16 protein-coding genes and 1 pseudogene are annotated in these 21,794 nt (G+C 57.5%); 13 read left to right on the top strand and 4 right to left on the bottom strand.

Going from position 1 to position 21,794, the window contains the following annotated elements; genetic code table 11:
- Positions 1-88: 88 nt before the first annotated feature.
- A complete protein-coding gene (locus tag ACZ5AL_RS11130) occupies positions 89-487 on the bottom strand; it encodes a hypothetical protein (protein ID WP_464510441.1) in 399 nt (132 codons plus the stop codon).
- Positions 488-842: 355 nt separating this feature from the next.
- Here ACZ5AL_RS11130 and ACZ5AL_RS11125 point away from each other — a divergent pair.
- From ACZ5AL_RS11125 to ACZ5AL_RS11075, 11 genes and pseudogenes are all read left to right on the top strand, one after another.
- A pseudogene (locus ACZ5AL_RS11125) lies at positions 843-1,901 on the top strand (S41 family peptidase); the annotation flags it as partial.
- Between the two features lie 1,057 nt (positions 1,902-2,958).
- Positions 2,959-3,708: a MotA/TolQ/ExbB proton channel family protein gene (locus ACZ5AL_RS11120; RefSeq protein ID WP_464510440.1), complete on the top strand. Its 750-nt coding sequence runs from the start codon at positions 2,959-2,961 to the stop codon at positions 3,706-3,708.
- A 129-nt stretch (positions 3,709-3,837) separates the two neighbouring features.
- On the top strand, positions 3,838-4,116 hold the full coding sequence (locus tag ACZ5AL_RS11115; RefSeq protein WP_464510439.1) for a hypothetical protein: 279 nt from the start codon (positions 3,838-3,840) through the stop codon (positions 4,114-4,116).
- A 95-nt stretch (positions 4,117-4,211) separates the two neighbouring features.
- On the top strand, positions 4,212-4,811 hold the full coding sequence (locus ACZ5AL_RS11110) for an ExbD/TolR family protein (protein ID WP_464510438.1): 600 nt from the start codon (positions 4,212-4,214) through the stop codon (positions 4,809-4,811).
- 66 nt (positions 4,812-4,877) lie between these two features.
- Entirely contained in the window at positions 4,878-5,336 is a 459-nt protein-coding gene (locus ACZ5AL_RS11105; RefSeq protein ID WP_464510437.1) for an ExbD/TolR family protein, read from the top strand.
- Positions 5,337-5,589: 253 nt separating this feature from the next.
- Positions 5,590-6,615, top strand: a complete 1,026-nt coding sequence (locus tag ACZ5AL_RS11100) for an isocitrate/isopropylmalate dehydrogenase family protein (RefSeq protein WP_464510436.1) — start codon at positions 5,590-5,592, stop codon at positions 6,613-6,615.
- A 44-nt stretch (positions 6,616-6,659) separates the two neighbouring features.
- Positions 6,660-7,085 (top strand): DUF4293 domain-containing protein, encoded by a 426-nt coding sequence (locus ACZ5AL_RS11095; protein WP_464510435.1) that lies wholly within the window; start codon positions 6,660-6,662, stop codon positions 7,083-7,085.
- Between the two features lie 18 nt (positions 7,086-7,103).
- Complete coding sequence (locus tag ACZ5AL_RS11090) at positions 7,104-8,030, top strand: DMT family transporter (protein ID WP_464510434.1); 927 nt, start codon at positions 7,104-7,106, stop codon at positions 8,028-8,030.
- Positions 8,031-9,298: 1,268 nt separating this feature from the next.
- On the top strand, positions 9,299-10,189 hold the full coding sequence (locus ACZ5AL_RS11085) for a hypothetical protein (protein WP_464510433.1): 891 nt from the start codon (positions 9,299-9,301) through the stop codon (positions 10,187-10,189).
- A gap of 12 nt (positions 10,190-10,201) precedes the next feature.
- Positions 10,202-10,756, top strand: coding sequence for a hypothetical protein (locus ACZ5AL_RS11080; RefSeq protein ID WP_464510432.1), 555 nt, complete (start codon positions 10,202-10,204; stop codon positions 10,754-10,756).
- 376 nt (positions 10,757-11,132) lie between these two features.
- Complete coding sequence (locus ACZ5AL_RS11075) at positions 11,133-11,660, top strand: hypothetical protein (RefSeq protein ID WP_464510431.1); 528 nt, start codon at positions 11,133-11,135, stop codon at positions 11,658-11,660.
- Between the two features lie 2,137 nt (positions 11,661-13,797).
- Here the strand turns inward: ACZ5AL_RS11075 and ACZ5AL_RS11070 are convergent.
- Positions 13,798-14,841: a glycosyltransferase family 2 protein gene (locus ACZ5AL_RS11070; RefSeq protein ID WP_464510430.1), complete on the bottom strand. Its 1,044-nt coding sequence runs from the start codon at positions 14,839-14,841 to the stop codon at positions 13,798-13,800.
- 112 nt (positions 14,842-14,953) lie between these two features.
- Here ACZ5AL_RS11070 and ACZ5AL_RS11065 point away from each other — a divergent pair, with 112 nt between their 5' ends.
- Positions 14,954-16,906 carry a RecQ family ATP-dependent DNA helicase gene (locus ACZ5AL_RS11065; protein WP_464510429.1) on the top strand — a complete coding sequence of 651 codons (1,953 nt, stop codon included), beginning with the start codon at positions 14,954-14,956 and terminating at the stop codon, positions 16,904-16,906.
- A gap of 326 nt (positions 16,907-17,232) precedes the next feature.
- On the opposite strand, the gene ACZ5AL_RS11060 is transcribed toward ACZ5AL_RS11065, so the two are convergent.
- Positions 17,233-18,951, bottom strand: a complete 1,719-nt coding sequence (locus tag ACZ5AL_RS11060; RefSeq protein WP_464510428.1) for a S8 family peptidase — start codon at positions 18,949-18,951, stop codon at positions 17,233-17,235.
- A gap of 150 nt (positions 18,952-19,101) precedes the next feature.
- Here ACZ5AL_RS11060 and lhgO point away from each other — a divergent pair, with 150 nt between their 5' ends.
- Positions 19,102-20,316, top strand: coding sequence for an L-2-hydroxyglutarate oxidase (lhgO, locus tag ACZ5AL_RS11055; RefSeq protein ID WP_464510427.1), 1,215 nt, complete (start codon positions 19,102-19,104; stop codon positions 20,314-20,316).
- Here lhgO and ACZ5AL_RS11050 read toward each other — a convergent pair.
- Positions 20,313-21,737 (bottom strand): MATE family efflux transporter, encoded by a 1,425-nt coding sequence (locus tag ACZ5AL_RS11050; RefSeq protein WP_464510426.1) that lies wholly within the window; start codon positions 21,735-21,737, stop codon positions 20,313-20,315. The genes lhgO and ACZ5AL_RS11050 overlap by 4 nt on opposite strands.
- Positions 21,738-21,794: the final 57 nt, after the last annotated feature.

The raw sequence follows: 21,794 nt of genomic DNA, 5'->3' as shown, positions 1-21,794 counted from the left end.
ACGAAAAGGACGTAGCATGCGACGTGTTACACGGACGGCTCGACGGGCGTATTTGTTGCGCGTAAACGATGGGAAGTCTGTTTGAGGGCTACGGATTGGGAAGCGGGAGCACCACGAAGACGACGAAGAGTTGCATCGCAAATCCGACGGCCCAAAAGGTGGGATCGCCAAGGAGGAGCAAATAAACGCCGCCCAGGATGCCGCCTCCTTCGGCAATAGCCCATCCGATTATCGTCTGTGACCTTTGGGCGTCGGGGGGAGGGGCCGCTGTGCGTTGGCGGCGCACGACAAACGTGCCCCCGAACAGCGCCAGCAGAAGCACCGCCATTCCTATGACCAGGTAGTCTTCAAACGGAGTGAGTTCAGAAGCGAGTGGACCCGTGCTTTCCACGAGGACAAATGCTATGATGCCGAGCAGGAGCACGCCCCCAAGCAGACCATACTGAATGATGCGAAGCGCGCGGAGGTCGTTTGAATTGGTGTTCATACAGAAAAAGTAGTGGTTAACTTATACGTAATCGTTCTCCATCTTGAAGGCTTGAAGACGGACCTGTGGTTTATCCTGACGCTGGTCGTCCATGCCCAGCAAGGCCAACGAGAAAAGTGCGAGAAAGAAGGACGTTGGGTTGTGCCAGGTTGGCCTAAAACGTACTGGGGAACCCCTCGCGGACAATTCTGGCCCCTACCATTCAGGTATGACACACCAGCGGATACGATGCCCCCGTAGCATACGACACGAGGGAACCAGAAACAAACATTTGTCGAGCATCGGTGCCGGATCCCCTTGTTGCACCATCGGTACATGCAAACGATCTCCCCTTGACGAATCCTATATGTGATTCATGCTCCGCGCGCTTCGCGTTTTGCTTATTGCTTTGGCGCTGGTTGGCATCGGAATGATAGCCGGACAGCAGCTATACACTCAACTCACTGGGTTTGGCAGCCCGCCCGAGAGCTATGCGAAGATTGAGCAGGCGCTTTCGGTGGTGCAAGACCACTATGTCGATTCGTTGGGCACGGGCACGCTCAGCGAACACACGCTGCAGGGACTGTTGAGCGGACTAGATCCGCACTCCAGTTACATTGATGCTCGTCGGATGGAGCGCGTTCGCGAATCGTTTGATGCCGAGTTCGATGGCGTTGGTGTTAGCTATGAGCGCATTACCGCCGAGGGGGCGCCCGACACAGTCGTCGTTGTGTCGGTTGTGCCGGGGGGGCCAAGCGAGGAAGCAGGCATTCGACCGGGCGACCGGCTGCTCCGTGCCGACGACACCTCTTTGGTTGGGCGCTCCGACGAGCGTGTGCAAGACGTGCTGAAAGGACCACGAGGCACCGAAGTGACAGTGACCGTGCGTCGTCCGCAAGCAGAAGATCTGATCTCGTTAGCCATCACGCGCGACCGCATCCCTCTCAACACAATCGATGCTGCCTACATGCTGGATGAGCAGACGGGCTTTATCGCATTGAACCGGTTTGCTCGAACCACTCACGACGAGTTGCGCGACGCGCTACAAAACTTGAAAGGCGATGGTATGGAACGCCTTGTACTGGATTTGCGGGGCAATGCAGGGGGCATCTTGGAGATGGCCGAACGTGTGGCTGGTGAGTTTCTACAGAGCGGCGAGCTGATTGTCTCGGCCAAAGGGCGTGATGGCAAGGTGTTAGATGAATCTTATGCAGGACAAGACGGCCTTTTCGAACATGGGCCGCTCATGGTGCTTGTGGACGAACACTCGGCCTCGGCCAGCGAGATTGTGGCTGGCGCCTTGCAAGATCATCGCCGCGCGTTGGTCGTCGGACACCCTACGTTTGGGAAAGGGCTTGTTCAGCGTCAATATGATCTGGGCGATGGCAGTGGACTGCGACTTACGGTTGCTCGTTTTTTCACACCATCGGGTCGTGTGATTCAGCAGCCGTATGAAACGGGACGCACCGTCATACGCACCGTGGCCGATTCAGATGAAGGAGTAGGAGGGATTGCACCCGACCATGCGGTGCGTCCGGATTCGCTACATCGGGCGGTGCAGCAGTTAGATCAAATGCCCATGGTACGAGACTTTATGCGAAATTGGATGGATGCCAATAGCACGAGCCTGGAATCAGCCTGGCAAGGTCGTCCTGAATCCTTTGCGGCCACCTATCGCGTTCCCGAATCGGTACTGCACGAATTGCGCGACTATATAGAAACTCATGACACCACGCCGGGGACTCGTGATGCGCTTCGCAACTACACACATCTCACAGAAACGGAGCGCGGAACAATTCTGTTACAGAATGCGCTCACAAGCACAGTTGGCCATCGCATTTTCGGACAGGAAATGCGAATCCGGATGCGCAACAAGCATGACCCCACTGTGCAAGCTGCATCGGAACTGTGGACACGCGCGCTCAATCGTGCAGAGGCCTATGCCAAAGCCACAGAATCTGCTTCCTCATCGATATGGTGAGAGGGACGAACAGCAGAGCGCATGCACAGTCGATGTATGATATGCCACTTAGCGTGAATACGCGAGAGCTAACAGCGCCGCGACAGCTTGCGAGAACGATTTATTGTGGCGGTCAAGGTCAACATAAAGTGAAGACATCGTCCGTTCTAGGCACCGGCACTTGCAATCTTCATTCGTGAGTACGTTTTTGTTGCGTGTTGGAAAATCTTAACAAACTGCAAGCTGGCTTTTAGGCAATGGGTGAAAGCCCTATACGACAACAGCTGGTGTTCGGGACGCTGCGCCCTGGCCTAACCATCAACGCGCCCGGCACTCGTTCTGTGGTGCCGTTTTCCAGTATGCTGTGCTTGTAGGCTTCCCCTTTTGGTATGGCACTTTCATGCAGCACGTGGCATGTTGTCAGCGTGGTTGCATGATAGACTTTTTTTGCATTGGTGACTGCCCCGCAAATGGGCGCGGTCTCCCTTTTACACTTTTCGTAGGATACTGACTCCACCGAGGAATTGCCCCCATGGCTCATATTAATGTGCTGATGCTTAAATTCGCCCTCCTGCTTCAGGATGATGGCGGAACCATTAACGTGCTGGTTGAGCGCTTCAACGACGGCGGCGAATGGATGTGGCCCGTGCTCATCTGCCTAATTATCGGGCTTGCCATTGCGTTTGAACGCATCATTTCGCTGAACCTTGCCGACATCAACACGCAAAGCTTTCTGCACGACGTGAAAAAAGCCCTCGACGAAGGGGGCGTATCGGCTGCTGAAGAGGTCTGCGCAGAAACGCGTGGCCCCGTTGCATCGGTCTTTCAGGCCGGCTTGCTGCGTGCCGACGAAGGCATTGAGGCTGTTGAGAAAGCCGTTGTTTCGTATGGATCCATCGAGATGAGCTTTCTGGAGCGCGGCCTGGTCTGGCTCTCGCTCTTCATCAGCGTAGCTCCGATGCTTGGCTTCCTTGGAACCGTTGTAGGTATGATTGAGGCCTTCGATGCTATTGAGCAAGCAGGTGACATTTCGCCTCGTCTGGTTGCCGGAGGTATTAAAATTGCCTTGCTTACCACCGCCTTTGGTCTCATTGTTGGCGTGATCCTGCAGTTCTTCTATAACTACGCCGTGTCGAAAATCGACCGTATTGTGGCGGAGATGGAAGACGCCTCAATTGAGCTTATCGACTCGCTCGTGCTGTTGGAGGCTGGCGAATCGGTGCTCGGCGATGATGAGTTGCTTGAGGAAGACTTTGGTGAAGACGGGCCAGAGGCGAAGTAACGCGCCGCGCCTCGCTTCACGTTACGCCGAAGTGCCCTCTGCCTGCTACGTCGCTGCCTGTGCGCGGGGTAGGCAGGCAGGGGCTGCGCTTCTCTTCGTTGTCTGATCACTGACGACCGGTTCTATACAATGGGTAACAACGCCATCCTTCTTGTTAGCATCTACATCGCTCTGGGCCTTGGCGGCTTAGGCATTTTAGCGATGGGGCTCTTTAGCCTGCGCAACGTTACGTACGGCAAAGCCCGGCCCATCACTGTGGTGCTTGTCACGGCTCCGGTAGTGCTGCTCGGCATTCTCGGCCTGGTTATGGAAACATGGGCCGAGGCGGGTATCCTCACAGTAGTCGTGATGTTTATTGTCGCGGCTGCAGGGCTTCTTGGGAGCGGTATCCGATCGCTGTTTCTGTGATGCTTGCCTCCTATCGTCGTGCGGCAGCGTTCAACGCCTTCGCGTTGCCGCTTCCGCGTTGCTTTTGCTCCACCCCCTGACTCCCCCCTGCTCCTATGGCTGGATTGCTTGATAAACGCCGCTCCAACCGCGAAGAGGCCGAAACGCCCACGTCGTCTATGGCGGATATCGCGTTCTTGCTGCTCATCTTCTTCCTGGTAACAACCACTATTAATGTGGATACCGGGATCGGGATGACCCTGCCTCCCAAACTAGAAGAAGACCAGGAACCGCCCCCCGTTATTGAACGCAACCTGATGAATGTTCTGGTGAATGCCCAGGGTGAGGTGCTGCTCAATGATCGCATGTCGTCGGTTGGTCAAATTCGGGAGGAGGTGACCAACCATGTGCTCAACTATGGCGAAGATCCGGACTACTCGGAATCGCCCGATGATGCCGTCATCTCCATCAAAACCGATGCTCAAACGCCATATCGTATCTACATCGATGTGCTCGATGAGGTGCAAATGGCCTATCGAGAAATCTGGGATAGCGTTGCCCAGTCGGGGACTTTGCCCGATGGCGAGCGCGTGATGGATCGTACCTTTAGTAGCTACGAAGAGTACCGGGCGCAACTTGAACCGGAGGACGATAACATCATTCGTGACAACTTCCCAGCCAATATCTCCATTGCTGAGCCGGATGCAGGAGGTTGATCTGTTTCCGCATACCGCCACCCTGCTTCTGCCTGTTCATCCCTTGCTCCAGTTTTCTGTGCCCTCATGACCTCTGAACGTTTTCAGAAACGATCATCGGACACGTCGCCGGGTATTACGACCGCGTCGCTTCCGGACATTATCTTCATGCTCCTGATCTTTTTTATGGTAACCACGGTGCTCCGTGAAACCGAGATTCAGGTGCGTACCGAGTTGCCGGATGCAGAGGCCCTCACGCGTATTGATGAGCGGCGCCTTATTGCCAATGTATACATTGGGCCGGTAATTAGCGGCGAGCGCGAAGGCGAAACCGCCGTGCAAATTGATGATGCGCTGATCGAAAACTACACGGCCATCCGTACCATCATGTACAACAAACTCCAGGAAGAGCCGCGCTTGATTGTATCTATGCGCGTTGACCGCGAGTCGGAGATGCAAATAATTAACGAGGTGCAACAAGAGCTGCGCGAAGCAGGTACCCTCCGCATCAATTACTCCTCAACCCCCGGCGAAGACGCCGTGTAAGCGTATACCACCGGGCCCACTCGCTACATTCCTGTGTGCATTCACGTAGCTCATGGTGTTCTGCGTATTGCCCCGAAAAAGCCCTGCGCACTCTGCAGCAGGGCTTTTTCTATGCCCTCTCATGATTTATGCGGATCGGTAGCAGGGGCGCCGACTTTCTAACACCCCACGCTGCTGGTACTGCGTTCTTGTATGGCCAGCCCAACATGTATTTGTTCATTCCGCGTTCTTTACCTAATCGACAACTACCACTATGGCTCATCACGTAACTCTGCTCCCTGGCGATGGCATTGGCCCTGAAGTTATTGAGGCCACCCTTCGTGTGCTCGATGCAACAGGGATTGCCTTTGAATGGGACGAACACAACATCATTGGCACGGCGGCTGTCGAAGCCGACCGCCCTGAACTGCCCGATGATGTGCTGGAATCAATCCGAGAGCGGGGGGTGGCGCTGAAAGGACCCATCACCACGCCCGTGGGCGAAGGCTTCACCAGCGTGAACGTACAACTGCGTCAACGGCTTGATCTGTACGCCAATGTGCGTCCGTGTGTGAGCCTACCCGGCATTTCGCCGTCTTTTCCGGATGTGGATCTGATCATCTTTCGCGAGAACACCGAGGGGCTCTACGCCGGCATCGAAACGTACGACCCGCGCCTCGAAATTGCCGACTCCATTGCGCGCGTCACACGTCGCGGTTCCGAACGCATCGTAGACTTCTGCTTCCGCTATGCGCAAGAGAACAATCGCGAAACCGTAACCCTGGCGCATAAAGCCAATATCCTCAAAGAGTCATCGGGGCTCTTCCTGAAAGTCGGACGCGAAGTCGCAAAGAAGTACCCCGACATTACCTTCAACGATCGCATCATCGACAACATGTGCATGCAGTTGGTGATGCATCCGCAGGAGTATGACTGCGTGGTATCCACTAACCTGTTTGGCGATATTCTAAGCGATTTGGCGGCCGGACTTGTGGGCGGGCTCGGGGTTACGGCTGGGGCCAACTTTGGAGATGACTATGCTGTGTTTGAAGCAGTACATGGCAGTGCGCCTGATATTGCAGGCGAGGGCGTTGCCAACCCTACAGCTGTTATCCGGAGTGCCGTGATGATGCTGCACCACCTCGATGAAACTCCTGCAGCAGAAGCGGTTGATACCGCACTGCGTGAGGTGTATGCCGAGGGCGAGGTGCTTACCGGCGATGTGGGCGGCTCCGCTTCCACCAAAGAATTCGCCAACCACCTGGCCGATCGCGTGTCCACGCATATGGCCCATGCATAAGCGGCCTGGTCGATCTGTCTATCACTTTTTGTGTGTACCGCGCTATGATTCAACGCATTCAAACGGTTTACCTGGCGCTGGGCGCTGTGGTGCTCATTGCTATGATGTTTCCGCAGCCGCTCTGGGGCAGCGAAGCCGCAGGCGTGTATGGATGGTTCATTCCGGTGATTTTAGGCGTGAGTGGACTGACTGCGCTTACAGCCATCGGGGCGATTTTTCTGTATACCAATCGGAAAACACAACATACGGTCGTTGTGGGAACGCAGCTTATGACCGTGGTGCTGGCGCTTACGCTGTACGGCAGTTTGTTTATGACCGATGAGTTGGTCGTCTACGATGCTGCCGGACTGGATTGGAGCATGCTCTGGCTACTGGTCAGTCCGCTCGTGGCGTATGTCTTGTTTTGGCTCGCCCGCCGTGGCATTGAACACGACATTGAGCTCGTCGCTTCCATGGATCGCCTGCGCTGATCACGCCCCCGCATTCCAATGAATACGTCGTTGCCCCCGCGGATTGTGCTTGCGCTCACCGCGGGGGTTCTTAGTTTTGTGTTTGCTCCTATCCTGGTGCGCTGGGCCAATGAGGCGCCGGGGCTCACCATTGCCGTATGGCGCACAAGCACCGCCGCACTGGTGCTGCTGCCCGGACTGGCATATGTCTATGATGAGGTGGCTGCCTTTTCCCGTACCGACTGGCTGCTCATCGGGGCATCGGGCACGGCGCTCGGTGCTCATTTTATCGCATGGATTGAGGCGCTCTACCACACCTCTGTTGCCAGCGTGTCAGTGTTGGCTACTACGAGCCCGGTGTTTGTAGCCGTGCTGGGCTATCTGGTGCTGAAAGAACGCCTGTCGTGGCCCGTGGTGGCGGGCATTGTGGTGGCCGTTGGGGGCGCGGCGCTCATGGGCGCTACCGATGCCGGAGGGATTGCGCTGGGGGGCTCTGCCTGGGTCGGGAACCTGCTCGCGCTCTCGGCCGCCCTTCTCGTCAGTGTCTATCTGCTTATCGGACGGGCCGTGCGGCAGCATGTGTCGTGGCTGGCCTACATCATTCCGCTCTACACCGTCGCTGCGGTAGTTACGCTGGGGGCCGCACTTGTGCAAGGCGCACCGCTTGGCGGACACGCGCCCGTTGTGTACGTATGTAGCATTGCACTGGCGCTGGGGCCACAGGTCATTGGTCATGGCGCCTTCAACTTTGCATTGCAGCGCGTTCCGGCCGCGCTGGTGGGCATGCTCGCCCTGCTGGAGCCGGTCGGGGCCTCGATCCTGGCGCTCTGGTTCTTTGGCGAGGCCCCCGGGATATGGGCCGCGATCGGAATGGTGATTGTGCTTGCCGGGGTGGCATTCGTGATCTGGTACCGGAGCCGATCTGACGATACGACGCCGATGCCCGCGCCCTCCAACGAGGCGTAGGGTGTCCTTGTGCGGTCTTCTCTCATCTCACCACGTCTCTCGAAAGCACGCCACCCGAGAACCTGATACAGTTGTATCGCAAACTTGATACAGGTGTATCATACATCTGATACAACGGTGTATTGCACAGGAAAAGCCAGACGTCTAAGTGTCTCCACACGTCGGTTTTGGGCATGCACCGCTTCATTCATGCATTGTCATCTTGAGCGGAGCAACTGCGTCTAGCAGGTGCGGAGTCGAAAGATCTCCCCCGAAATGGGTAGAGCCATTCGTTGGCCGGTAGCCGCCGAATGGCATTCGGTGGAACCATCTCCTCGGTCTTTAGCAGATACGGCGGGACAGAGGATCCTGCCTTTTAGGGGAGATCTTTATTCACTGCGTTCATCAGTCGCTCCGCTCGTGTCAGGACTTCGCGTCTCCTTGGCGGAGCCGCTCCGCTCAAGATGACAGCGTCTGAGAGAGGCACGTTGCTACCCCAAGATTGACGCCTGACAGTACACTAAGTGACCTCAGTAATGGTTTTGGGGATTGCCAGATGGATTCCCCTCCATCCTACCTGTCCTCCCCGAGGAGGAAGGAACCGTGGAAGGAGTTCCTCAAGTCCCCCTCAGAGGAGCTATGGTGTATACACAACGCAACCCCGGAGGCAAACTCCCGCTTTGCGTCCTCGTCGCGATGCTCTGCGTCGCGACGGACGAATGGACGCTCTGCGTCCGATGTAACCCCCCGAGGTAAAGAAACCAGGTGGTGGATTAGGGATGCTGGAGCGTCCCGGCAAGCGTGGCGACGCAGAGGGGCCGTAAGGTCATGCCTGTTGTGCATCGCCACGAGAGGACAGGTGTTTTGTTATTATCATCGGGCAGGCTGTCACCCCCCCCCCTGAACTCCAACATTGACACGTGACCTCACTTACCTTGGTTGCAACGATCTGCGAGGCGTGTGACGATGGATACCCTCCAGCGAGAAAACCTTCGTTGACACCCCAATCTTAAGTTTGTGTGATCACCGGGGGGGGCGATTTTACAATGGGCTGGCTGCATGATATCATGGATGTGTATACAACACACATCACCGACTCTTCATGACGTGAGTCGTTTCTAGTTTTATTAAGCGATAGATTTGATTGGTATGTATTTGTTGTCTGTTTCAGCAACGTGCTCTTTGCCTGCAGACGGAGTATCTCTGATCGCCGCTGGAAGATTGAGGTGGTCTATCTTGTGAGAGACAGATTTCATCTTCTCGTTTCTCCGAACTTATAGCCATTCGCTATGCATCGTTATCATCTGCATCTCTCTTTTTTTCTGATCCTTCTGCTCGTGGTGCCCATCGGGTGCGACTGGGCGATGGACCCCCCTACCCCTCCTGAAATTAACCGCGTGGACCGCTTTCCGGCCTGGAGCCCGGACGGATCGCAAATTGCCTACTGGCATAATGCAGGACGTACGGCAGATTCGCAGGCTAAGACAGGGCTCTACGTGCTCGACTTGGACGCCAATTCGACCTGGCTGGTCACTGAAGGACGGGCAACCAGTCCGGATTGGCGGCCCGATGGAGAACGCATCGCGTTTTCCAATGGAGATATTTTCACGATTCGACCGGACGGGTCCGATCTAAGGCAGGTGACTAACTTTGGAAATTCATTTCGGCCCCGCTGGTCTCCAGACGGCCAGACCTTGACGTTTGGTCGCTCCGGTACAACTGAAGAAGTCGGCGTTTGGTTTGCACATCTTGCCGACTCTACTTTTTCTAAATTCGGATTTGGGGCGACGCCTGCTGACTGGTCACCGAGCGGTGACCGAATCGTCTACAAATTTCAAGATCAATTCTGGATCGCCGATACGAGTGCGACCGATTCGGTGCAGATCACCGATAACAATGTGGTCAACAACCGTTATCCAGCGTGGAGTCCAGACGGCCAGTGGATTACTTGGACAAAAACCACAGACGATGACCAAGGGGTCTGGATCATGCGCGATGACGGAACCGACAAACAAAAGCTTGCTACGCGAGCTCGCGAACCCGCCTGGGGACCCCAGTCCGAGCGCATCGTCTTTTCCAAACCGGCGCGCGACAGTGACTATACGGCGCTTTGGACCATCCGCCGCGACGGGTCCGACCTTCAACAGCTTACCGATCCTTCTCGCAATCCGTTGAACTGACCTCTTATTCCAATGCCTTGCCTCTCCCAACGACTCATATCACTGCTCGTAGCTCTTTCGGCACTCATGGTGCTGGAGGGCTGTGGCTTGTTTCAAGATGAACCGGCCGGTCCTCCTGGCGAGTCAATCTCCTACGAGTGGGTGGAACGGGGCCACGGGGTCCAGGTCCATGAAGCCCAAACCCAGGTCTTCCGCGACAACCTAACCTGGGCCCAGTTTTGGGATGAATACGTTACGCTGCGCGATCAAAACCATGAGCTCTATCCTCCTCCCTCTGTCGATTTTGACCGTCGAATCATCATCGGAGTGTATTGGGGTTACTTTTATACGGGCTGCAGGGCCATAGACCGAATCGAGGCAATTGAAGGGATTTACGACACTGGGGACCGGATCGTGGTGGAGATTGGGGCAGTCCCCGACCTGGGTGTATGCCGAACAATGGTATTGCCAACGCAAGTAGTAACCATTCCGCTCACGGACAAGCCCGTAGAGTTTACCGGCAAGGTGCCCGAGCAGCGGTACGAGCCCCCATCTGACTCGCAGCGAGCACCGCAACAAATACCATAATTCATCAAACAGTTATCGAATCATAAAAAACTCGGCCCCTGCGATAACGCAGGCTCGCGCGCAGTCTCCGGCAGGGAGGCACGAAGCGAGGACAGGCAGGTCGGCCGAGCCACATACGCACAATCACAATCACCACAATCACAGGTACTATGACCATGCGTACATTTTTTCTAGCAACCCTCTTTTTGGCCTCTGTTTCACTACGCCTCTTCACGCACACGAAGGACCGCCCGACTCACCCGTAGAGCGACAGGTCATCGTAATGTTCGAAACGGACACGGCCACGCTCCCTGGCGGTGCAACCCAGGCCGAAATCGGCCAAGCGGAGTTGCCGGGTCAAGTCAAGGGATTATTACAACAGGCAAGAGCCCAAAGTATGGCAAAAGGATTTCCTGATTTTCGCCGTGCCGACACCCTGCGCGTTCTGGAGAACGAGCGTACGTACCGGGTGCCGGACTACACGAATCTTTTTGTAATCACACTCCCCCCTAATGCCAATCGCGATTCAGTGGTTGCTCGGCTGAATCGCTTGCCTGAGTGGGTCCAGTACGCTGAGAAGAACCAGCAGCCCGATCCTCGACTCTCTTCTGAAAGTCGATCGCAGACGGTCTCTCTCGATGCCGGAAGGGCAACCGACGAGGTAATTCCTCCGGATCAAGACGATTTCGACAAACAGTGGGGACTTCGCAACACCAGTGGCCCCGATATTGGGGCCACCGAAGCATGGAGTTATACCACAGGAAGCAGCAACACTACTATTGGTATCGTTGATAGTGGAGTTGAGGCGACCCACGTTGACCTTTCAGACAAAGTCAGCGGGTTCACCAATCCCAGTGTTGATCATGGCACATCTGTGGCCGGAGTCGCTGCAGCAAAGGGCGACAACCCTGCAGGAAATCTGTAGGGCCTCCAGTGATCCGCCAAGATCATCTACCGAACGCCACGACACTTCCCGCAGGGAAATGCTCATGGCGCATACGCCTCAACTTTCCATAACGAAAATCAAGTACTCTCGCCATGAACACAGTTTTGCGAACGACCCTCGTATTCTTTTTGATCCTTTGCTCATGTGCTCAAGCACTATATGGCCAAGAGGAGGAGACATTCTCAACCAAGGACTTTCCAGCTTTAGAACCGTCAGTTGAGATTAGCGACATCCAGGTCATCGGTGACGCTTCCACTGGAAGTGTTTTTACCTTGCAAGTTGACTATACCCCACGAGTCAGTGGACGAGGAGAGATATCTATCCAGTTGCCTGAAAACATCAAGCGCTCACAAGGGATAAACCGTGAGCAGCGCCGTATATCCGTGGATACTGATTTCCAGCGAGAAAACCTTCGTTGGCCCGCCAGGTGTTAAGTTTGTGTGATCATCGGGGGTGGGCGATTTTACAATGGGCGGGCTGTGTGGTATCATGTATGTGTATTCAGTACACATGACCGACTCTTCATGATTTGAATCGGTTCTAGTATTATTAAGCGGTAGATTTGATTGGTATGTATTTGTTGTCTGTTTTAGCAAGGTGCTTGCTCCCTGATCTTCATTCTGGTTTTGTTGGCCGGATGTGGTCTTTTTGAGGGAGAAGACAGAACTGGCCCAATTCCTATTCCTGATGTAGATCAGACGCCCGCCTGGAGCTCTAATGGCGATCATATTGCGTACTTTCACGATGCCAGACCAACCGAGGACACTACCAGCATCAGCGGACTCTACATTATGGATGTTGAGGATGGCTCGAAATGGCTTGTTCTGGAAGGAATCGTACTCAGTCCAGACTGGCATCCAAGTGAGGAGCATATTGCGTTTGCAGCCGGGGACATATTCACTGTCCGACCGGACGGATCTGACCTTCATCAAGTGACAGCATTTGGGGAGTCCTACCAGCCAAGGTGGTCTCCTAATGGACAATCCCTTTCCTTTGGTCGCTGGGGCACCACTCAAGAGGTAGGCATTTGGTTCGCTTTCCCTGCAGATTCAACGTTTACAAGATTCGGGTTTGGAGCGACTCCTGCCGACTGGGACCCTGGTGGTAATCGTATCATCTACAATTACCAAAATCAGTTGTGGACTGCTGACACAAGTCGGACGGATTCGACCCAGCTTACTGCCAACGACTATGTTGACAATCGTGACGCAGCGTGGAGTCCCGACGGTGAGTGGATTGCCTGGGCACCGCTGCAGGAAAATGGTGCGTTTGATCTGTGGGTAATGAGCGCTGACGGCTCCGACAAACAAAAGCTTGTCAAAATGCCCGCATGCCAGCCTGGGGGCCTCAGTCCGAACGAATCGTATTCTCCAAACCAGCGAGCGATAGTGACTATACGGCGCTTTGGACCATCCGCCGCGACGGGTCCGACCTTCAACAGCTTACCGATCCTTCTCGCAATCCGCTGAATTGATCTCTTACCCCAATGCCCTGGCTCTCCCGCCTGATCACATCACTACTCCCAATTCTTTTGGCTCTCACCCTGCTGGGGGGATGCGACCTATTTCAAAACGATCCATCTGATTCCAGCGAACGCGTATCGCACAGATGGGTCGAAAACGCGGAAGGGTTGCATGTTCGAGAAGCACAAACACGTGTCTTTCGAGACAGCGCCGAGTGGGGTATGTTCTGGAATAAACATGTTAGTCTCTTTGATGAGAACCACGAGCTATACCCACCCACGCCGGTTAACTTTAATCGTCACACCGTCGTTGCGGTGTTTTGGGGATGTCACTACGTGGGCTGCCGTGATTCGGTTAACGCCATTGACGAGATCTATGAGTCGGACGACCAAATCGAGGTGGAAGTCGGCCCTCTACCTGACCTCGGTCCGTGCCGGACGGTCCAGCTTCCCCTGCAGGTTGTAACCATTCCGCACTCGGAGAAGCCTATTGAGTTCACTGGGAAGATCCCTGAGCAAAGAAAGCCTGTAGAGAAATGTTCTCCCCCGATCCAATGCCCTCCGTGGGGATGTGAGTCTGGAAGCCCCACGAACGAAACAACAGTTGAAACCAGTATCAGATAATTAATCTGTCAATCATAAAAACTCGGCCCCTCACGTTGCCTCAGCGGCTCTCAAACTGCTGTCGAAGCACGCCACCGGCAACTCCGCAAACGTACGCCGCCTGAGGGCGAAGTAATCAATCGCAATCCAGTTTTGGTAGGGAGGCAGCACTACGGATCCGCCGGTCCCCTGTTGGAACGAGGTCCGCATCCGGTGGGCATCGGCGTAAGCGCGGACAATCGCGGCGGCGTGGCGGAGTTGTCCCTTCCCGACGCGCTGGGCAAGAGCACCCGCATCCACCAACACACGCTCGGCAAACGTGCGACGCCAGGCGTGGGGCGGCAGGTTCTTGTAGAGCATGAGCAGACTGTTGCGGAAGTTCAGGTAGGTTTTCTCGGGGGCATCTTTCGGAAGTGAGGCGCCGCCGATGTGGTAGACTTCGCTCTCGGGCACGTACCGGATGCGATAGCCGGCACGCTGCATTCGCCAGCACAGGTCGATCTCCTCCATGTGCATGTCGAAACGCTCATCGAGTAGGCCCACCTGCTGCAAGGCCCGGCGGCGCATCATAATGGCAGCGCCCGATGCCCAGAAGATGTCGGTGGGCGTGTCGTACTGTCCGCGGTCGCGCTCCATCGTGTCGAACAGGCGTCCGCGCGTGAACGGGTAGCCCACCCGGTCGATGAATCCGCCCGCGCCGCCGGCGTACTCGAAGCGATTTCGGTCGTCGTACTGCAGCATCTTGGGCTGCGCTGCGCCAATCTCCGGATCCGTCTCGAACGCCTCCACCAGCGGACGGAGCCAGCCGGGCGGCACCTCCACGTCGTTGTTCAAGAGTAGGATGTAGTCGCCCGTAGCATACGGCACCGCGCGGTTGTTGCCTTTGCAGAAGCGCCAGTTCTGGGGATGCCGCACTACCTTCACCGCAGGATATTCGGATTCGACCCACGCAGCGGAGCCATCGTCTGAAGCGTTGTCGGCCACGATGATCTCCAGGTTCGGATAGTCGGTGGCCACCACCGAGGGCAGGCACTGCTTCAGGAGCGGCAGCGCGTTCCAGGTGACGATGATGATAGAGACGCGGGGAGTGTCCATACGCAGCAGAAATACAGGGGGATGCGGAGGGTCTACGTGGCACTGAACGCAGGCACAGGTTGGAGCGTTGCAGTACCGTTGTGTGTTTCATCGCTGATCGACTTGTACTTGCATGCCTGCCGACACGGTTTCGTACACGCTGGAGGATGCCCGCACCGCGATGCAGGACCGGTGGGGCTATCCGTCGTTTCGGGCCGGGCAGGAGTCGATCATCGAGGCCGTACTTGCCGGACGCGACGTGATGGGCATTCTGCCGACCGGCGGCGGCAAGTCGCTCTGCTACCAGGTGCCCGCGGTACTCTTCGACGGACTCACGCTGGTCATTTCGCCGCTCATTGCGCTGATGCAAGATCAGGTGGAAGGGTTGGAGCGGAACGGAATCCGGGCCGCGGCGCTGAACAGTGCGTTGCCGCGGCGCGAGCGCGAGCAGTGTCTCACGAATGCGGAGCATGGACTCTACGACGTGCTGTACGTGGCGCCGGAGCGATTAACGACCACGCACTTTCAGGCCCGTGCGGCGGAACTGAATGTGGCGCTGCTTGCGGTGGACGAAGCGCACTGCGTGAGCGAATGGGGCCATCACTTCCGCCCTGACTACAAAGAGATTGCCCCGGCGCGCGAGGCACTTGGTGATCCGCCTATGCTGGCTGTTACGGCAACAGCAACCCCCGAGGTGCGCGCCGACGTGCAGGACCTGCTCGACCTGAAGGACCCGAAGGTCGTCGTGCAGGGCTTTGATCGTCCGAACCTGGTGTGGTCGGTCTTTCAGACGGCCAACAAGCGCGACAAGCTGCGCGACGTGCTGAACGGTGTGCCCGGATGCGGCATCGTGTATGCGTCGACTCGGCGCAACGTGGAGATGTGGACCGACTGGCTGCAGAATGAGGGGGTTTCGGCAGCGGGGTATCACGGGGGCATGGATTCCAGGCGTCGCACCGATGCACAGCAGCAATGGATCGAGGACGAGGTGCGCGTAATCGTGGCCACGAATGCGTTTGGGATGGGCATCGACAAGCCGGATGTGCGGTTTGTGGTGCATGTCGATCTGCCGTCGTCGTTGGAGGCGTACTACCAGGAGGCGGGCCGGGCCGGGCGCGATGGCGAGCGGGCGTATGCCGTGCTCTTCTATCAGCCGCCCGATGCCGATACGCAAGAGGCGCTCATCGAGGCCGGGCATCCCTCTGTGAAAGAAATCCAGGCCGTGTACACCGGCATCTGCAACGTCGGACAAATTCCACTCGGCGGCCTCCCCGATGCCCCGCTCACCGTCGATATGAAGGCTGTGCAGCGCGTCACGGATTTGCACGCTTCCAAGATTCGTACGGCTATCGATATGCTGGAGCGGGCGGAGGCGTGGCAGCGGCTGCCCAACCGGCGACATCGCGGCTGGATTCGATTCCGGCAGCGGGCGTCGGAGGTCCGCTCGTTTGCGCGCAATCAGTCGAACAGCGCGCTGAAGGCGTTCGTGCTCGACCTCATCCGCAGTGTGCATGCTGATGCGTACAGCCGGTGGTGGCGCCTGGACATGAAGCAACTGGAGCGCCGCATGGACTTGCCCCGTGCGCGCATCTTCAAGGGGCTGGACTATCTGGCGGAGCGGGGTCTGCTGGAGTGGCGCAAACCCGGTCGGGCCATTCATCTGGAGCTGCTGCATCCACGGGCGAAGCAGTGGCCGGTGGAGGGCGAAGCAGTAGCCGCTGCTCGTCAACGGGCCGAAGACCGGCTGGCCGCCATGATTAGCTACGCTGAGTCTACGACCTGCCGGCGCCAGCAGCTCCTGGCCTACTTTGGAGAGGATAGCGATCCGTGTGGGAAATGCGATGTGTGTCTGGGGCGTCACGACCCCGAACCGGTGACCCCGCGTGATGAAGACGAACTGCGTGCGGTCTTGCAAGCCATTGCGGAAGAGCGCCCTCAGTCCGAATGGCTGTCTGCCGACACGCCGAGGTACCGCGTGGAACGGCTGTTGCACTGGCTCATCCAGCAGGGATACGTGGATCCCCCTCCGCCTGCTGCCCGCACGTACACGCTAACCACGAAAGCGCAGCGGTTTGTGCCGGAATAGGGGAAAAGGATAGACGTATGGAGGGATGGATGTTATGCTCATTCACCCGTTCATGTCTTTCCAACGGAGTTTGCAGGGTTGGTATGACACCTCCCAAGTGATGTCGCGTTGAGCGAAGTCCTGACACGAGCGCAGCGACTGATGAACGCAGTGAATAAACGCCTCCTTCGGCGTGGGCAATACTGTACGCCCGGAAGCCCTGCTGAGGGTCGAGGAGATGGTTCGACTGCGGCCTGCCAGGGGCAGTCCTTTGCTCACCATGACACCAATGGGGGTAGCGTGTTGCAATGAAACGGGATGTGTCCAAGTCACTCCCCAGCTACAGATTACTCATCGAGGTGCTCCTCGGCCATCTCCACAGCGCGGTAGGCGTTCACGATGCCGCCCGTGATCGAGAGATCGCTGAAGGGTACCAGTTCGGCTGGAGCATCAGGGTCCTCGGCGGGGCGCTCGACCTCCAGATCCGGATAGTGGACGGCTGAGTCTTTGATGATCTGCCGCACCGTTTCTGCATCCAGGTCCGGGTAGTACGCCATGAGCAAGGCCGCCAGCCCTGACACCATGGGCGCGGCCATACTTGTGCCGCTGTTGAAGCGATATCCGTTCTCTGTTGTTGACGAGTAGATGTCGGCTCCAGGCGCAAACACGTCTACCGTTTCGGCGCCGTAGTTGGAGAAGTTGGCCGCCAGCGTTTCGTCGACCGACCACGAGGAGGCGCCGACTTCAAGCCAGTGCGTGGCACGGTCGCCGTCTTCATAGAATGGATTTGGGAAGTTATCCGAGGTATCGTTGTTGGCTGCGCTGTTACCAGCGGCATGCACCATGAGCACGCCCAGCGAGTCGGCGTAGCGGACGGCGTCGTCAACCACGTGCTTTTGTGGAGAATAGCCCTTGCCGAAGCTCATGTTGATCACGTCGGCGCCGTTGTCGGCAGCATAGCGGATAGCATTGGCCACGTCTTTATCGCGCTCATCGCCATTGGGCACCGCACGGACCGGCATAATGCGCACCGCTGGGGCTACGCCGTCGATGGTAAGGCTCGTGTCGCGCTCAGCGCCGATAATGCCCGATACATGGGTGCCGTGGCCGGGGTCGGGGCCATGCACATCAGGATTCCCGTAGCCGGTCTCTGTCCAATTGGTATAGTCATCGCCGACAATGGGGCGCGGATCGAACGACGTGTCGTATCCGAAATTGACCTGCGTGTACATCCGGTCGTAGAAGTCCTTGATGTCTTGTGGGGTTACGCCCTGATCGTAGAAGAACGTGAGCACATCGTAGGCTTGCTGGGCCATTGGGTTGGTGTCTTCGGCAATGTCTGCAACGTGTTCGGCGGTTACCTCCTCGACCTCCAGGTAATCGCGGAGAAACTCCAGCACCTGTTGCACGATTTCGTGCGCTTCGCGTACGTTCTCGTAGCGTTGCTCGGCATCGGATCGGTCGCGCTGAAAGTCGGCGCGGATCGTCTCGTAGTAGTCGAGTGAGTCTTGCTGGGCAGGGGTGAGGTCGGCGTCGTCATCGATCGATTCAGCGAAGCTGCGATACTCCACGTACAGGCGCGTCACCTCGTAGGTATCCTCATCCACGTTCTCGCCATCGGGGTTGCCAATGAAGTTCCAGCCGTGCACATCGTCCACGAAGCCATTCCCATCGTTGTCTTCGCCCGTGTCGGCCTCCTCATCGGGATTCGTCCAGATGTGGGATTCGAGCTCTCGGTGGCCAATATCGGTACCCGAGTCAATGACAGCCACCGTAACCGTGCGTTCGGGGGCTCGGTCGGCCAGCAGCGTGGTATGTACGCGGTGCGTGCTCAGTCCCGGATAGCCATCGTCGTCGGCATCCATGTGAAACCAGGCCTGCGGCGGACGCTCGGGCGTGAAGTCGAGCGTATCCAGCGGAGGATGGTCGATGACGGGAGCCGGCGCTGGGGCGGTATCAGCCGTTGGGGTCGGGGCCGGGTCGGAGGGGCTGGTGGTGGCGCATCCAACAAGAAGCAGCGGTAGAGCTACAAGGGCGGTGGACACGCTGCGATGGAGCAACGACATAGGCGACGAGAAAGCATGATAATCAAGACAGATATGTAATCTACCTGCTTTATGGCACCAGAGTTCGCCTGGGGCGCTTGCATCGCACAAGGGCGTTGCGTATACACAGGTAGACCGTTCGCATCGTTTTTTGCAGATCATTCTCTGTTCATGGACACGTACGACGTACTCATTATTGGAGGCGGCATTGTTGGGCTATCCACCGCGTATCAGTTGATGCAGGCGCATCCGGAGTGCTCCTGCGCGATTCTCGAAAAAGAAGAGCAGGTGGCCCTGCACCAGACAGGCCGCAACTCGGGGGTCATTCACTCGGGCGTTTTCTACACGCCGGGTTCGCTCAAGGCCGAAAACTGTCGGAAGGGGCGCCAGCAGCTGGTTGCGTTCTGCGAGGCACATCAGGTCGATTATGAGATCTGCGGCAAAGTGATTGTGGCTGCGACAGAAGAGGAGGTGCCCGAGTTGGAGCGCATCCAAGAGAAAGGACGCCAGAACCAGATCGAGGCCACACGTATTGGTCCAGAGCGCTTGCGCGAGTTGGAGCCCTACACGCGAGGGGTGGCGGCGCTGCATGTGCCCAGCGCGGGCATTGTGGACTATACCGGCATGGCGCGTACGCTGGCGTATCTGGTAAAAGAACACGGGTACGACATCCACACCGGCGCAGCGGTGCGCGACATGGAGGTGCAGGCCGATACAGTGGTGTGTCATACGGCATCGGACTCGTACCGCGCGCCGCTGGTGGTGAACTGTGCTGGGCTGTATGCCGATAAAATTGCCCGCATGAGTGGCCAAGATCCACAGGCGCAGATTGTGCCGTTTCGAGGCGAGTACTACGAGGTGGTGCCCGAGTGCGAGTCGGTTTGCTCTGACCTGATCTACCCCGTTCCCAATCCGAACTTTCCGTTTCTGGGCGTCCACTTTACGCGCATGATTGACGGACGTGTGGAATGCGGTCCGAGTGCGGTACTTGCCTTTGCGCGCGAGGGCTATCGCTTTACGGATGTGAATCTTGATGAACTGTGGGAGACGATTACGTATCCCGGGTTTGTGGCGCTTAGTCTGAAGCATTGGCGCATGGGGCTGCACGAGATGATGCAGTCGCTGAGCAAGCAAACCTACGTAGAGGCGGCGCAGCATCTGGTGCCTGGTATCACGGCGGATGATCTGGTGCCCTCGCCGGCGGGCGTGCGGGCCCAGGCGGTGCGCCCCGACGGCACCCTCGTCGACGATTTTCTGATTCGCGCGACCGATCGGGTAGTGAACGTTATCAACGCGGCCTCTCCGGCCGCCACCGCCTCGCTGCAGATTGGTCAGCATCTGTTGGATACGTACGTGGAGCCGCGTCTTGACCGCGTGGCGGCTTAATGCGATGCCGTGCCGGTACGATATCGCCGACTAATCGCCAGCCAGCGCTGGGTGCGATAGCGATAGTAGGCTACCGCGGCGGGTACCCCTTTCTCAGCGATGAGCGCCAGGTATAATCCCCAGAGTGCAAGCGCCGTGGTGGCTCCGATGTACGCCAGCGGAAGGGAGAAGAACACGAGCCCGGCCAGTTGCCCGTAGAACGGCCAGGTGGTATCGCCACTGGCGCGGAGCGGACCGATTGCGCCGTTCATGAGGCCCTTTAGTACGACGCTTATGCAGGCGGCGCGGATCAGGGCAGCGGTGAGGACGACCACCTCGGGATCACTTACGAACAGCCGGGCGACCGGAGTGGCGCCGATGAAGATTGCTGTGGCTACGAGCGCGTACGTGGCCATCGTGAAGCGAAGCGCGTCTTGTGCGACCGTGCGGGCCTCCGTTTCGTCGTCGCGCCCGAGCGCTTGCCCCACCAGACTGCTTGAGGCCAGTCCGAAGCCCCATCCGGGTGTGTTCATGAGGCCGCGCATGCGAATGGCCACGACGTATGCGGCCACCACCTGCGGCCCGAACATCGACACGATTGCGAGCATGGGAAAGTGGGTGCTGCCTTGTGTGAGCTTACGCAGGGCCAGCGGTGTGGCGATGCGCAGGAAGTCGCGTGCCAATTTGGTATCCCACTGCGGAGCCGTCCACTGCCATTGGATGGGAAGCGCCCCGACGATCGGAAGGCGTCCCCGCATGAGTCCAACCACAAAAACGACAGTTACCGAGGCGGTGCCGATCACGGTACCGAGTGCCGCCCCCACGACGCCCAGGTCGAGTCCAAAAATCAGGAATGCACTGAATCCGATGTTAGCGAGTGCTCCCCCAGCACGTACCACCATTGGAATCCACGCTTCGTTGGCGCCTACCAGGGCCCGGCTGCTCACCAGATTGAGTGCAGCAAAGGGCATCGCAAGGCTGGCAATCTGCAGGTAGTCGGTGCCATAGCGGATGGCCTCTTCGCCCGATCCGATGAGCCGGATCAACGGTTCGGGGATCATCCAAAACACGGCCAGCAGCGGGAGGGTGGCTCCGAGTGCGTACACCGTGCTGATGCTAAGCACCGTGCTAATGGTTTCCGGCCGGTTGGCGCCAAAGCGTTGGGATACCAGGCTAATGGTGCCCCCCGCAATGCCGCCTCCCACCATGTAAGCGAGCGTCCAGTACGGCACCCCGTATCCAATCCCTGCAATACCCGCTGCGCCGATGGCCATCCCGATCATGGCCAGATCGGCTGTGGCCTTTGACATGCGTGCCAGTCCGGTCAAGATGCGCGGCCAGGCCAGGTCGGCGATGGGGCGCACATGCGCCGTTTGGATCCACCCAGTATGGGCCAGACCCCGGCCAATGGCTTCTATAAAAAAGCGAAACGGATTGGACACAGTAGGAGCGCGCGAGCTACAATCAACAATACAGCATGCGTGCCATACCGATCAATG

The sequence above is a fragment of the Natronotalea proteinilytica genome, assembly GCF_055379935.1.
The sequence above is the reverse complement of the archived record's forward strand: the minus strand, read 5'-3'. Positions and strand labels throughout refer to the sequence as shown.